This window comes from Amycolatopsis sp. NBC_00438, from assembly GCF_036026695.1.
Classification (GTDB): domain Bacteria; phylum Actinomycetota; class Actinomycetes; order Mycobacteriales; family Pseudonocardiaceae; genus Amycolatopsis.
Map to the genome: position 1 here is coordinate 4,578,506 of NZ_CP107923.1, position 12,552 is coordinate 4,591,057.

The following is a 12,552-nucleotide window of genomic DNA, read 5'->3' on the forward strand; positions in this document are numbered from 1 at the left end:
CACAATGGACGCGAAATTCCTCCTGATCCGCGGAACCGACCACGTGGTGCTCGGAGTGTCGTGGCGCGGCCTCGACCTCGTCGACGGCCCCGCGCTCGAAGCCGGCCCGGACGCCGAGCTCACCTTGACGTTCCCACCCCAGCACATCGCCGAGCAGGTCGTCGACGACGCTCCACCGCCCTGGTACGGGTTCTACGACCACCTCGGCGCCCGCCTGGCCGACCCGAGCCAGGTGACCGTCGAGATCACGCGTTCCGCCCTGATCCCCCTGACCGCGGAAGGGATCCTGGAGGCGGTGCGCGGCGCGAAGGTCGCGTCCGCCGAGACCAGGATCGAGATGCCGTGGCGGCTGGTCCTGAGCCCCGAAGCGGGAGCCGGACGGGTCACCTGCGAGCACGACTCTTCCGCGCCGGGCGATCGAGCCGGGATGTGGCGGACCTCGTTGGAGGGCGACGTGGTGGTGCTGCGATCGCTCGACCAGGCTGCCGCCGAGAGCCCTGACCCGAACTTCCGGCCGTCGCTGGCGCAGTACCAGCGCAGCCAGATCCACCGATACGCATCCGCGACGCCCGCGCGGTGCCACCAGCTCGAGCTGAGCAGCCTCGGCGGCTCGTTGTCGGTCAACTCGACGTGGCCGGCATTGGGCTGGGAACACCTGGTCCACCTCGGACGAGACGTGCGGGTGCGGACCGTGTCGTCCTGCTACCTCTATCCCTTCGGACATCGGGTCGACTACCTCGAGGTGACCGAACGGGCCTACCTGCCGTGGACACCGTCGATCATGGCGCTCAGGCAGACCCGGACGATCGTGGTCACCGAGCCGGTCCGGAAACGGCCCGCCGACCCGCAGCTCGCACGGCTGTTTCCGTTCTCCGAAGTCGAAATCGTCGAGCGAATCGTGAGCGGCCTGGACCCTGCTGCCACCACGACCATTCCACGGCCGGGCCCAGGGCACGACGCGCTGGCCGCGGACCTCGCCCGGAAGACGGCGGAATTCGCGGCCGCCGAACAAGCCGCCATCGATGCGCTGTACGGGCCCGGCCTCACCGCCGGGGACTTCGCTCCGGCCGGCATCGACGAAGTCCTGCACATCGGCGAAATCGGGCCGGACGGCCCGATCGAGCCCATCGCCCAGGTCCAGGTCTGGCTGGGACTGCGCGACGACATCGGCTATCTGCAGGAACTGCTGGACGGCGCCACGCAGCAGGTGCCGTTGTACTTCTGGCCGACCCGAGCCGGGGGCACCACCCCGTACCTCTTCCACATCCGCTGCTGGGGCGGCCAGGGCGATCTCCACCTGCGGATGCCGCTCATGGTGGTCTTCGACGATCAGTACAGCGAGGACGCGGCACTTCCGGCTTTCCACACGGTGACCTCCACGGAGGCTCTGGTCGCGCTGGAACGGGCGTGGGCGGCGGCGAAGGCCGGAGAGGTCACGCTGCCCGGCGTACCCGTCGACTTGCTGGGCGAAGGTGTCGCGACGGACGCGCACGAAGTGATCCGGCTGAATGTGACGGGCTCCGGTTACCGGTCGTCGTTCGCCCCCGCACTCGGCCCGGTCGCGGCGTCCGCCGCGGACGCCTGGGCAGCGGAGGTCCGGCTACCTGCCGTCCGCGCGTTGCTCGGCGACGACACGAGGACCTTCTTGGCCTACAGTGCCGAGTTCCGTCAGCTCGGCGCCGCGACCGACATCGCGTTGCGGATCGTACCCGGCTCCCCGGGCGTGAAGGTCGATTTCGACGGACGCAGTTCGGACTCCGGTGGTCTCATCGCGCCGCAGCTGGCGGCGGACGCGATCTCCCGCAAGCACGGCTTGGTGCAGAGCGCAGCGGTCGTGGCAGGCGGGTTCGTCCCCAGCCGGGTCATGGGCGCCGATGCGACGTTGCTCGGTGTCCCGCTCACCACGCTGCTCGACGACCGGACCAGCCTGAGCGCTCCGCCGGCCATCACCCAGGCCCTGGTCGACGGCCAACCTCCCCAGGTGCGGCTGGAGTGGCTGGGCGTGCCGCTGAAGACGTCGGCGCCGTTCGTGTCCGCCGGCACCACCCTGAACCTGTCGGTTGTCCACGGGTACGGCGAGACCACCACTACATGCTCGCTGACCGCATTCGAACTGCACCTTCCGGCCACCGGCGAGACGCTGCTCGAGCTCGGCTTCACCTCCCTCGGGTTCACCCGGCGACCGGAACGCGAGCCCGCCCTCGACGTCGGCCGGATCACGGCGAAGTTCACCGGTCTGCTCTCCCTGCTGCAAGAACTGCAGAACAAAGTGCGGCTGGGTGATGCCACACCCCGGGTGACCGTGACCCCGGCGAGCATCGTCGCCGGCTTCAGCCTCCCCGTGCCTTCGGTGGCGTGCGGAGTGTTCGCGTTGCGCAACATCGTTTTCGCCGCCGCGGTCGAGGTGCCGTTCGACGGCCGTCCCGTCGCCATGACACTGGCGTTCGCCAGCCGGGCGAATCCGTTCAACCTCAGCGTGCTGATGTTCGGTGGCGGCGGTTACCTCGAGATGACCGTGGACAGCCGCGGGCTGCAGCGTTTGGAGGCGTCCCTGGAGTTCGGCGCGTCGCTCGCCGTCGACTTCGGCATCGCCTCGGCCGAGGTGCACGCGATGGGCGGCGTCCGGTACCTGATGGACGCCGCCGGGGTGCACCTGACCGGTTTCCTGCGCCTCGGCGGCTCGATGGACCTGCTCGGCCTGATCTCCGTCTCGGTCGAGGTCCGGCTGGAGCTGACCTACGACATCGGCCGCAACCGGATGGTGGGCCGGGCGAGTCTGGTGATCGAGATCGATCTCACGTTCTATTCCGACTCCGTCCAGCTGGACAGCGGCGAATGGGAGTTCATCGGCGGCGGCGATCCCGCACGAAAACCCTCGGCCTTGTTCGCGGCCGCACCGCGAGAGCCCGCTGCCGAGACCTGGCGCCGGTACCGCGCGAAGTTCGCCGGGGTGACCCGATGAGCGAACTGATCTTCATCGCCGTGCCGGGCGCCCGGCCGGGCAAGCTGCGCGTCGTGGTCCTCCCCCGGCTGCAGGAGCCGCCGGCGCACAACGGGATGAGTGACTGGCCGAAGTCGGCCGCCGAGGCGGTGTTCACCGTCGAAGTGCAGCTGCCGACCGGGCAGGTCCGGACCATCCGGCACACCAAGACCGCCACGGGGCAGTCCGACGTCTGGCGATCCGCGTTCGCCGATGCCGCCGTCACCGCCCCGGCCCCGCCGCCGGTCTACGACCCGCCCACGGTCATCCCGACATCGCGCGACGCGGCCAAGGTCGTGACGTCGTTCGCGGCGTCGGCCGAAGCGCTCTCGACACCCGGGGACGAGGCACAGACCGCCGTACAGCAGACGATCCGGACCTGGGACGATCCTGAACCGGTCCCCCCGCCGGCTCCGGTGGACGGCTCAGCGCCACAGCGGACTTCGCCGACGCTGGATTTCCACCGCACGATCGACCACCTGCGTGAACACCCGACGGTCTTGCGGGCGCTGGGACTGATCCTCGAACTCGACCTCGCGGTCGATCCGGCCGACACCGGCTCCTTGCCGCGCTCGGCCCGGCAGAACCCGTGTCTGATCAGGGTGACTTGGCCCCAGCCGCTCGTCGTCCCGGCGATCACGTCACCGTGGACGGCCTACGAGTTCGACGGCGACCTGTTCGTCCCGCACGCCGCCGGTGACATCCGCGACGGGCTGCTGGACCTCGCCGGTGCACCGGCGTCGGCCCCGTCCGGTGCCGGCGGCGAACACGCCTGGGAGTTCGCGACCTTCGACGTGGACGGCGGCGCGGGCAAGCTGCGGGACGCGGCCAGGGCGTCGACCGGGCAAAATGGCGCCGCCACGATGCCGAGCTTGCGGTCGGCCGGGCTGGTGCTGCTGCACCGCGACCGCGCGGCCCACTTCGATCGGCGGGTCCGCAACGCTCGCGCCAACGCCGGCCTGGGCACCCTCGCCGACGGGACCCCGTTGACGGCCGAGGACCTCGTCCTGGGCTACCGGGTGGACGTCAAACCCCACGGCGAAGGCGACTGGTGGTCGCTGTCGCAGCGCACCGGGACCTACCTGCTCGCGGACCAGGTGATCGAACCGGAGGGCGGCGTCGAGGAGGGCCACCTCAAGGCGAACGCAGCCACCATCGACGACACGCGGCCGGGTGCCGCCGGCACCACCCCGCACCTGCGGACCGACGAGGTCGTGGCGCGGTGGAACGGGTGGAGCCTCGTCACGCCGAGGCCGTCCATGGACCGGTCCGGTGATCGGCAGGACCTGCGCCGCGCCCGGTCGCTGCCGTTCACCTTCGACTGGGACCTCCGCCCGCCGGACGGCTCACTGCCGCCCCTGCGCTTCGGCGCGGACTACCGGATACGCGTGCGTGTCGCCGACCTCGGCGGCGGCGGCATCGAAGCCGGCGCCGGGGACAACGACGGCGCGTCGGACCTGATCGGGTACGCACGTTTCGAGCCCGTGCCACCGCCGCGGATGCCGCCCCCTCCCGGGCTCGTCGACGATGACGGCGTCGTCGACTCCTCGCTGCTCGGTCACGGAGGCGCCATCGACGTCTTGGTCGTGCGCAGCGATCCGGCCGGCACGGGGGGCGCCGGCCGGGTGTACCCGGTCGACGACGAACGCGAGCTCCTCCCACCCGCGACCACGTTCGAGATCGCCGAACAGCACGGCACACTGGACGAAGCCGACGACGCGACCTGGGAACGGGCCGCGCGCGCGATGCACCTGACTCCGGACGGTGTTCCCGCCATCGAGTCGGACGAGCCCGTCGAGCCGTTGCCCGACCCCGCCGCCGCAGGGGTTTCGGTGTTCCTCCACGACATCGACGCCCCGGCAGGTGAAGGACAGCTCGCGGACGAAACGTGGGGAGTGTGGCCCACCGCCGAGGTGAAGCGGCTCAAGCTCGTCGCCGGGAACCCGGGAGGGGAACCGGAACTGGCGTTCGACGACGGCGTGGCGGTCGTGACGTTGCCGCCCGCGGGGGAAGCGACCGTCGAGGTGTCGTCGTACGTGAAGCGCGACGACCTGTCCGACTTCGCGATCAAGACCTACCTGCCCTCCGTCGGTGAGGACCTGGCCGTCCGGGGTCGCCATCCCATGCTCACCCCGGCCCGGACCGTCAAGCTCGTGCACGCGGTTCGGCGGCCGCTGCGCGCCCCCGCCGGGGAGATCACCGTGTCGCGGGCCGCGAGCGAGACCGGCGCCGTGGTGGTGCCTCCCCCCGGCGCGGCGCTGCTGGGGATCGATCCCGCGAGCACCGCACAGCTCGACGTCTACGCGACCTGGTCGGAGCTCGTCGACAACCCCGCCAACAGCGAGCCCTCCGAGGAAGACCGCGTCGTGCTCGTCCGATCGGTGGTGATCGGGCGCACCGACACCGGCCTTCCTCAGCTCCGGCACGACTTCGGGGACACCAAACACCGCGTGGTCACGTACCGGGTGACGGCCACGAGCAGGTTCGTCCGGTACTACGACGAGCCGGACGCCCACGCCGGGTTCGTCGCGGAGTCGACACTGCCGCAGCCTGCGGTGCGGAGTACGGCCCGGCCGTCGCCACCCACTGTGCTCAGCGTGCTCCCGGCGTTCTCGTGGGAGGGACGGGACGTCGAGGTGCTCGGCCGCGAACCGGGTTCGCAACTGACGCGGAAGCGGCTGGGCGGCCGGGTGCGGATCGAGCTGGGCCGGCCGTGGTTCTCCAGCGGCCGTGACGAGATGCTTGCGGTGCTCACCCGCCCGGACGCGCCGGCGGGTGACCCGTCCGCGAACCTTCAGCCGTACTACACGGAAATGGCCCGCGACCCCATCTACGACGCCCTGCTGCGGGGCTTCACCACGTCCGACCCCATAGCGGAGGCCCATTGGCTGCCGGCGCAGTCCGTCGTGGACGCGGACCGGCCGCCGGCGCCGGTCCGGCTGACCGAGGTGACCGGCGCGGGTGCCGTGGCCGTGCCCTACGCGGTGCGGTACGAGAACTCGACGTGCTTCGCGGACATCGTCCTCAACGGGATCAACACGCAGACGTACTCCCCGATGATCCGGCTGGCCCTGGCCCGTTACCAGGCGGCCAGCCTCGCCGGACTCGAGCTGTCAGCCGTGGTGAAAACGGACCCGGTACCGGTGCTGCCCGACCGCTCGCTGACGATCGAGCGGCTGCTCACCGGTGTCCGGGTGACGCTTTCGGGACTGGGCCCGGCGAACGGCTTCGGCCGGACGAACCGTGTCGATGCGGTTCTCGAACGCCGGGCCCCGGCGCCCGGCCGGGTCGACCTCGCCGCGATCGGGGCGGACTCGGCAGGCGTTCCGGCCTGGGTGCGGGTGCACACCGTGACCGGCGGCCTGGACACCGCGCTGCCCGTGCTCCCGGTTCCCGACGACGTCGGCATGTACCGGGTGTACATCCGCGAGGTGGAACGGTTCTTCATCGACGACAGCGGCATCGTGCGAGAACCACACCCGGGCGGCGAACTGAGCGAACGCGTGGTCTTCGCGGACACGGTCGCATTGCGGTAGGCGGCTTTACCGGTGCCGCGACTCGGACGTATTCGAATGTTTTCCGCCGAAGTCCTGAGCCGGCAGCGAAACACGGTACGCCTGCTCGCTCCACGGCCGCAGGTATTCGAGCACGGCCAGCACGCGGCGGTGGTCGTCGGGCTCCGTCGGCAGGTCGAGCCGAAGCAGAATGCTCCGGACGTGCGACTCCACGGTCTTCTTCGTCAGCACCAGTTTCGCGCAGATCGCCTGGTTGGACCGGCCCTCGGCGATCAGGGACAGGATTTCCCGCTCCCGCTCCGTCAGCCGGCCGATCCGGTCGTCACTCTGCTCTGCGCGCGTCATGCGGCTGACGACCTCCGGGTCGAACGCGCAGCCCCCGGCGGCCACCTCGAACGCGGCGCTGACGAAGTCGCCGATCCCGCTCACCCGTTCTTTGAGCAGGTAGCCCACGCCGCGGGCGGAGTCACCCACCAGCTGCCTGAGCAGCCGGGTCTCCAGGTGCTGGGAGAGCACGAGCACCCCGACGCCGGGGTGGGCGCGCCGGATCTCCACCGCGGCGACCAGTCCCTCGAGCTGGTGCGTCGGCGGGAGCCGGATGTCGATCACGACGAGGTCGGGCCCGGTCGCGTCGATGGCGCCGGGCACCGAACGGGCGTCGCCCACCTGGGCGCAGACCTCGAACCCCGCACCGGTCAGCACGCTCGCCAGCGCTTCGCGGAACAGCACCGCGTCATCGGCGATGACGACCTTCACCACGGCTGTGCCACCTCCGCCACCGGGATCTCGGCGCGCACCGCGGTGCCGGTTCCGGTCTCGCTGCGCACGGTCAGCTCGCCGTCGAGTGCACTGACGCGCTCGGACAGCCCACGGAGGCCGGTGCCGTCGGCGGACACGTCGTAGCCGACCCCGTCGTCGGAGACCGTGACGACCAGTCGTCCGTCGCCGGCGGACAAGCCGATGTGGACGGTCGTCGCGCACGCGTGCCGCAACGCGTTGGTGACCGCCTCGGCCACGACGAAGTAGGCGGTCGCCTCGACCGGCCCGGGGAACCGGGGCAGGCCGGCCGCGGCCGACGTGATCCGCATCGGCGTGCGATCGACCAGCGCCGCGACCGCGGGGCCCAGCCCTTCCTGGGTGAGGACCGCCGGGTGGATTCCCCGGGCCAGCTCCCGTAGCTCGGCGATCGCGGTCTCCAACCCCCTGGCGCTCGAATCCAGCACGGCCGCCAGTTCGGGCTCGACGCGGCCGTCCAGCTGCTGCTGGGCCAGCCGCAGCCCGATGGCGACGGTGACGAGGTGTTGCTGCGCACCGTCGTGCAGGTCGCGTTCGACCCGCTGCCGCTCGATGTCGGCCAGTTCGACCAGCCGGACCCGGGATCGCCGGGACTCGGCGGCCTGCGCGCGCACCCGGGCACCCAGCTGCCGGTTCCCGGCGATCAGACCGGCGATCCTGCCCGCCGCCCGGATGACCCGCGGGTCGTCCCAGGTCGTGTCGCGGCGCATGATCGCGGCGACCGGGTGCCCGTCGTGCCCGGACAGGATCACGGTCCGCTCGCCGGGCGCGGGCGTGACGAGTTCGCCTTCCTCGTCGTGGAACCGATGGGTCTTCGGATCCCACTCCCCCAGCCGCAGCGACGGATCGTGCAACGCCCGCGCGAGCAAGTCGCGCAGTTCCGCCGCGGTGCAGGGCTCGCGCAACGCCACCAGCAGGTCGGTGATCCGAGCCGCACGGGGCGAAAACCGGAGCACACCGGCCAGGAACGCCAGCGGCCAGAGGCAGAAGACGATCCGGCCGCACGTGACGGCGACCGGATAGCCCGGATGAGCCGAGCCGAGCCCGCTCGCGACGGCCGTACTCGCGGCGCCGGCCAGGGCGACCACCAGGACCGGGAGCGCTGCCTGCCGGGAGCTCGGCGCGCCGGTCGTCACCCGCACGACGAGGACGACCAGGACGGCGACGCTGATCAGCAGGCTCGAGAGGTCGAAGGCTTGGACGACGACGTCGCTGACGGCCCGGAGGTCCGCGATGAGCAGCAGGTTCTCAGGCTTTCCCGGGTAGCGCCCCGCCCAGTCGACGAACGGCGTGCCCAAACCCGAGACGACGAACGCGGTGACGTAGACGGCGGCCACGAGCGCCTTCGCCGGGCGTCCGGTCACCCGCCCGTCCGGGAAGGCCAGGACGAGGTGCGCGATCAGCGGCGCCGAGGCGTGCGCGAGCACGAGCCCGGCGGTGAACACCACGGAAGAGCGGGCCAGCTGCAGGTCCTCGGCGAACAGGGCGAGCCCGACGAGCACCATCAGCAAACCGCTGCGGTTGGCGGGCGCACGCCGATCGGCGAACACCCCGGCGGCGAGGAACAGCACCCCGGCGGCGGACGAGAGGATCACGTCGGGCGCCGGATGGGACCCGTCGCGCAGCTTCAAGGTCGCCGCGACCGCACCGAGCGCCGACGCCGCGACGGCGATAGCGGGAACCACGGCGCACCGGATCCGCTGCACACCCCCACCGCCCTCGACGAACGCGATGCCGACGCCGGGGAAGTCGAAAGACGGGTGCGGCACGTTACTGCATTCAGCCGTCCGGGGCATCGCGGAGAAGGCGGACCAGCCGGGCGGCCGACAGGTGTTCCTTGGCGATGAAACCCCATGCGCCGCACGCGGCCGCTCGACCTGCGTGGTCCCGCACCGAGCACAGCACGACGGGAATCCCGGACGTCCGCAGCTCGCGGCACACGGCGAACCCGTCGGTGTCGGGCAGCTGCACGTCCAACAGCACGACGTCCGGTCGCTGCGAGACCGCGACAGTCACGGCCTGCGCACCGCTCGCGGCCTCGCCGACCACCACCAGCCCACCGGCTTCGAGGAGTCTCCTCGCCGCCAAGCGGAACGCGGTGCTGTCGTCGACGATCACCACGGTGCAGGTCATCGCTCGATCGTCCGGGCCGCCGCGCCGGCCGGCATCGGGGCGCGCCCTGAACTCGTCGCGCCTGGCCCACGATCAGGGTGGGCCCTGATGATTTCCCCGGCGCGCCGGGCAACGCTGGGACCATCCCCGGCACGACCATCCGGCGCGGAGGTTCCCGACGATGACGACCGAAGCCGAATTCGACCAATGGGCGGCCCAGCTCGCCGCGGGCGGGTTCGACCCGGGCCCCGCGGTGGGTCCGGTCCAGTCCGCCGGCGCCGGGGACTTCCGCTTCCACCGGTTCGCGCTGCTCACCGCCCACCCCACGGCCGGCCTGCACGAAGTGCACGGCCTGATCGGCGAACGCTACGTCCGGACGGGTGGCCCGGCCGGCTACCTCGGCTATCCGACCACCGACGAGACCGGCGCCGGCGCCGGCCGGTTCAACCGTTTCGAGTTCCAGGGTGCCGCGCTGACCTGGCACCCGGTGTTCGGCGTGCACGAGGTGCGGGGCCGGATCGGTGAGGTCTACCGGGACTCGGGGGGTCCCGGCGGGCCGTGGGGGTACCCGATCACCGACGAGTACCCGGACGGCGCCGTCAACCGGAGTTCCGACTTCGAGGGCGGCACCTTGGCCTGGACACCGGCCGAGGACGTGCTCGAGATCTTCGCACCGGCTCCCGGCACGCTCACCCCGGCCGCCGGGGACTGGCCGCGCGTGCCGACCGACGAACGCCTGCGCTACGCCGTCGGGCAGCTGGTGTTGCGCTACGGGTTCCCGCTGAACGGGGCCGCCGGCGTCGTGGGCAACCTGTGGGCGGAGTCCGGGGTGATACCGCCGAGGATCGAGGGCAGCTCGGAAGGGCAGCCCCAGCGAGCGCAGGACTTCTCCGGTGTGGTCACCGACTTCACCCCCGACCAGGTCATGCTGCGGCCGAACCCGGGCGGCCCCAGGCTGCCGGGAGTCGGTCTCGCGCAATGGACCTCGGCCGCCCGGCGCGCCGGCGTCTTCACCCACGTGTACCAGGGGCGCCCGCACGGCGCGGAAGCCCTGCGCAGCATGGACGCCCAGCTGGACTACCTCACCGGCGAACTCGCCGCGAGCTACCCCGGTGTCTCCGCCGTGGTCATGAACCCCGCCGTGACGGTCGAGCAGGCCAGCGACGAAGTGGTCTACACCTTCGAGGTCCCCGGCGCGATCCTCAGCGGCGGCCGGAAGCTCCCGCGCACCGATCCCGCCGTGCAGGCCGTGTTCACCCAGCGGCGGGCGCCGTCTCGCCGGGCGCGCGTGGCGTTCGCCGGGCCCTGATGGTCCTTTCCGGAGACCCGGCCGCGTCAAGGCGGCCGCACATCCGGGTCACCACTCGACGATGTCGGCGAACACGACCCGGTAGTCGAGCTCGCCGCCGGGGCCGGCGTGTTCGGCGGGGCCGGGTCGAAGGTCTCCACCTCCCTCACCCGCGGGCCGGCTCCGCCACCGTGGTGCACCGCGACGGGCGTCGTCGTTAGAGCATTCTCCGCGCCCTCCGCGATCGCCCGTGCCGGATCGTCAGGCGCAGCGCCGATGACTCCGGTCACCCGCCCTGGGTCAGGCCGAAGACCCAGGTGACACCGAACCGGTCGGTCACCATGCCGTACACGGGCGCGAACGGGGCCGGACCGAGATCCGCGATCACCGCGCCGCCCTCGGCCAGCCCCTTCCACAGCGGAGTCAGCTCGTCAAGGGATTCGCCGTTGAGCAGCACGTAAAACGGTTCCGTGTGGGTGACGCCCCGCGCCCGGGGCGCGGCCGGACCCGACGGTGCGGCAACGCCCCCGCCCGCGGCTCCGATGACGTCGTAGGCGGCGATGCGAAAACCGTTCTCGGCCACCACCATGCCGAACGCGACGCGGTCGGCGTCGGGATCGTCGGCGGCCATCGGCACGTACCCGGTGTCACGGTCGGCTCCGGAGCCGCCGTCCAGCGGCGTTCCGTGCGTCATGACCATGAGCTGTCCACCGAACACCGACTGGTAGAACTCCAGCGCCGGGCGGGCGTCGCCGGTGAAGTTGATGTGGGTGAGCGTGCTGACCGACATGGGATCTCCTCTGAGTTCGCTCCGGGGGTGATCACCACGATGCCGGGAGAAGCGGTCAGTTCGCGGCCGCTACCCGACGCCGCCGAGTGTGACCTGGCTCGCAAGCGACTCGGCGAGGGACACGTTCGCTCTCCCCGGACGTCGTTGTCTTCTGTTTCCCGTCGGGAATCCCCACCGCCTCGAGCGGCGACTCGATCACCGGTGGCGCGGTGTGGATCTTCCCCAGCCGGAATCATCCGGGGAGGTCACCGCCCAGCGGTGAGCTCAGCCGAAAACCCGCCGCTGGATCTCGCGGCGGTAGTCCTCCAGGGTGTTGTCCAGGTGGACGGCGGCGGCGCGCGCGGCCGCCTCCGGGTCGCCGTCGCGGATTGCCTGGTAGATCGCGTCGTGCTCCTCGACCGCTTCCGCCGCGTGTCCGCCGACGGTGCCGTGCAGGCCGATCGTGCTGGACTGGTGTTGCAGCCGCCGAGCCTCGCGCACGGCGGCCAGCAGGAACTGGTTGTGGGACGCGGCCGCGATGCCGAGGTGGAACTCGTCGTCGCCGCGGTCGAACAAAGCCGCGTCGCCGGTGAGGTGGCCCTGCCGGCAGGTTTCCGCCGCCGCTTCGATCACCCGCAGCTCGCCCGGCGTGGCCCGGGTCGCCGCCAGCCGGCCGGCGGTCATCTCCTGGACCCGGCGGAACTCGAACAGCATGTAGACGTGCTCGAGGTCCGTCGGCAGGAACAGGCTGCCCCAGTGCGCCGAGCCGAGCATCCCCTCGTCATCGGCGACGTACAGGCCCCGTCCCTTCTGCGCGCGTACCCTGCCGATCGCCGAGAGGATCTTCACCGCCTCCCGCACCATGGTGCGGGAGCTGCCCAGCCGCGAGGCCAGCTCGTTCTCGGTGGGCATGCGGTCGCCCGGCCGCAGCCGCAGCTCGGTGATGAGCCGGAGGATCCGCTCGGCGACGAGCTCGTAACCGGGCCGGTACGACGTCGGCGATCGGGTCTCCGGCGCGTCGCCGCGGGCCGGACCGGGGTCGATCGACGCGTGCCCGCCGTCCACCACTCGCACCTCCCGCTCACCGTCGGTG

General features: G+C 71.7%; 8 protein-coding genes. 3 read left to right on the forward strand and 5 right to left on the reverse strand.

Annotation, left to right across the window (positions count from 1 at the left end; genetic code table 11):
• Positions 1 to 4 precede the first annotated feature (4 nt).
• Both OG494_RS20215 and OG494_RS20220 read left to right on the forward strand, forming a co-directional pair.
• The gene (locus OG494_RS20215) at positions 5 to 2,962 is read left to right on the forward strand and encodes a hypothetical protein (protein WP_328457965.1); all 2,958 of its coding nucleotides are present in this window, start codon (positions 5 to 7) and stop codon (positions 2,960 to 2,962) included.
• Positions 2,959 to 6,516 carry a hypothetical protein gene (locus OG494_RS20220; protein ID WP_328457967.1) on the forward strand — a complete coding sequence of 1,186 codons (3,558 nt, stop codon included), beginning with the start codon at positions 2,959 to 2,961 and terminating at the stop codon, positions 6,514 to 6,516. The genes OG494_RS20215 and OG494_RS20220 overlap by 4 nt, the downstream gene beginning before the upstream one ends.
• A 6-nt stretch (positions 6,517 to 6,522) precedes the next feature.
• Here the strand turns inward: OG494_RS20220 and OG494_RS20225 are convergent, their stop codons facing one another.
• From OG494_RS20225 to OG494_RS20235, 3 genes are read right to left on the reverse strand one after another with little or no spacing between them, the layout of a single operon-like run.
• On the reverse strand, positions 6,523 to 7,254 hold the full coding sequence (locus tag OG494_RS20225) for a response regulator transcription factor (RefSeq protein WP_328457969.1): 732 nt from the start codon (positions 7,252 to 7,254) through the stop codon (positions 6,523 to 6,525).
• Complete coding sequence (locus OG494_RS20230; protein ID WP_328457970.1) at positions 7,248 to 9,059, reverse strand: sensor histidine kinase; 1,812 nt, start codon at positions 9,057 to 9,059, stop codon at positions 7,248 to 7,250. Before OG494_RS20230 ends, OG494_RS20225 begins: the two co-directional genes overlap by 7 nt.
• 10 nt (positions 9,060 to 9,069) lie before the next feature.
• Positions 9,070 to 9,423 (reverse strand): response regulator transcription factor, encoded by a 354-nt coding sequence (locus OG494_RS20235; protein ID WP_328457971.1) that lies wholly within the window; start codon positions 9,421 to 9,423, stop codon positions 9,070 to 9,072.
• 160 nt (positions 9,424 to 9,583) lie between these two features.
• Between OG494_RS20235 and OG494_RS20240 the strand changes: the two genes are divergently transcribed.
• Positions 9,584 to 10,711 (forward strand): phage tail tip lysozyme, encoded by a 1,128-nt coding sequence (locus OG494_RS20240; protein ID WP_328457973.1) that lies wholly within the window; start codon positions 9,584 to 9,586, stop codon positions 10,709 to 10,711.
• Between the two features lie 265 nt (positions 10,712 to 10,976).
• Here OG494_RS20240 and OG494_RS20245 read toward each other — a convergent pair whose 3' ends face one another.
• Positions 10,977 to 11,480, reverse strand: coding sequence for a VOC family protein (locus tag OG494_RS20245; RefSeq protein ID WP_328457975.1), 504 nt, complete (start codon positions 11,478 to 11,480; stop codon positions 10,977 to 10,979).
• 264 nt (positions 11,481 to 11,744) lie between these two features.
• On the reverse strand, positions 11,745 to 12,524 hold the full coding sequence (locus OG494_RS20250; RefSeq protein WP_328457977.1) for a FadR/GntR family transcriptional regulator: 780 nt from the start codon (positions 12,522 to 12,524) through the stop codon (positions 11,745 to 11,747).
• Between the last annotated feature and the right edge of the window lie 28 nt (positions 12,525 to 12,552).

Excerpts from the sequence above, each read along its gene's own strand:
- OG494_RS20235 (WP_328457971.1), bottom strand. The coding sequence starts at position 9,423 with ATGACCTGCACCGTGGTGATCGTCGACGACAGCACCGCGTTCCGCTTG.
- OG494_RS20240 (WP_328457973.1), top strand. The coding sequence starts at position 9,584 with ATGACGACCGAAGCCGAATTCGACCAATGGGCGGCCCAGCTCGCCGCG.
- OG494_RS20220 (WP_328457967.1), top strand. The coding sequence starts at position 2,959 with ATGAGCGAACTGATCTTCATCGCCGTGCCGGGCGCCCGGCCGGGCAAG.
- OG494_RS20245 (WP_328457975.1), bottom strand. The coding sequence starts at position 11,480 with ATGTCGGTCAGCACGCTCACCCACATCAACTTCACCGGCGACGCCCGC.
- OG494_RS20215 (WP_328457965.1), top strand. The coding sequence starts at position 5 with ATGGACGCGAAATTCCTCCTGATCCGCGGAACCGACCACGTGGTGCTC.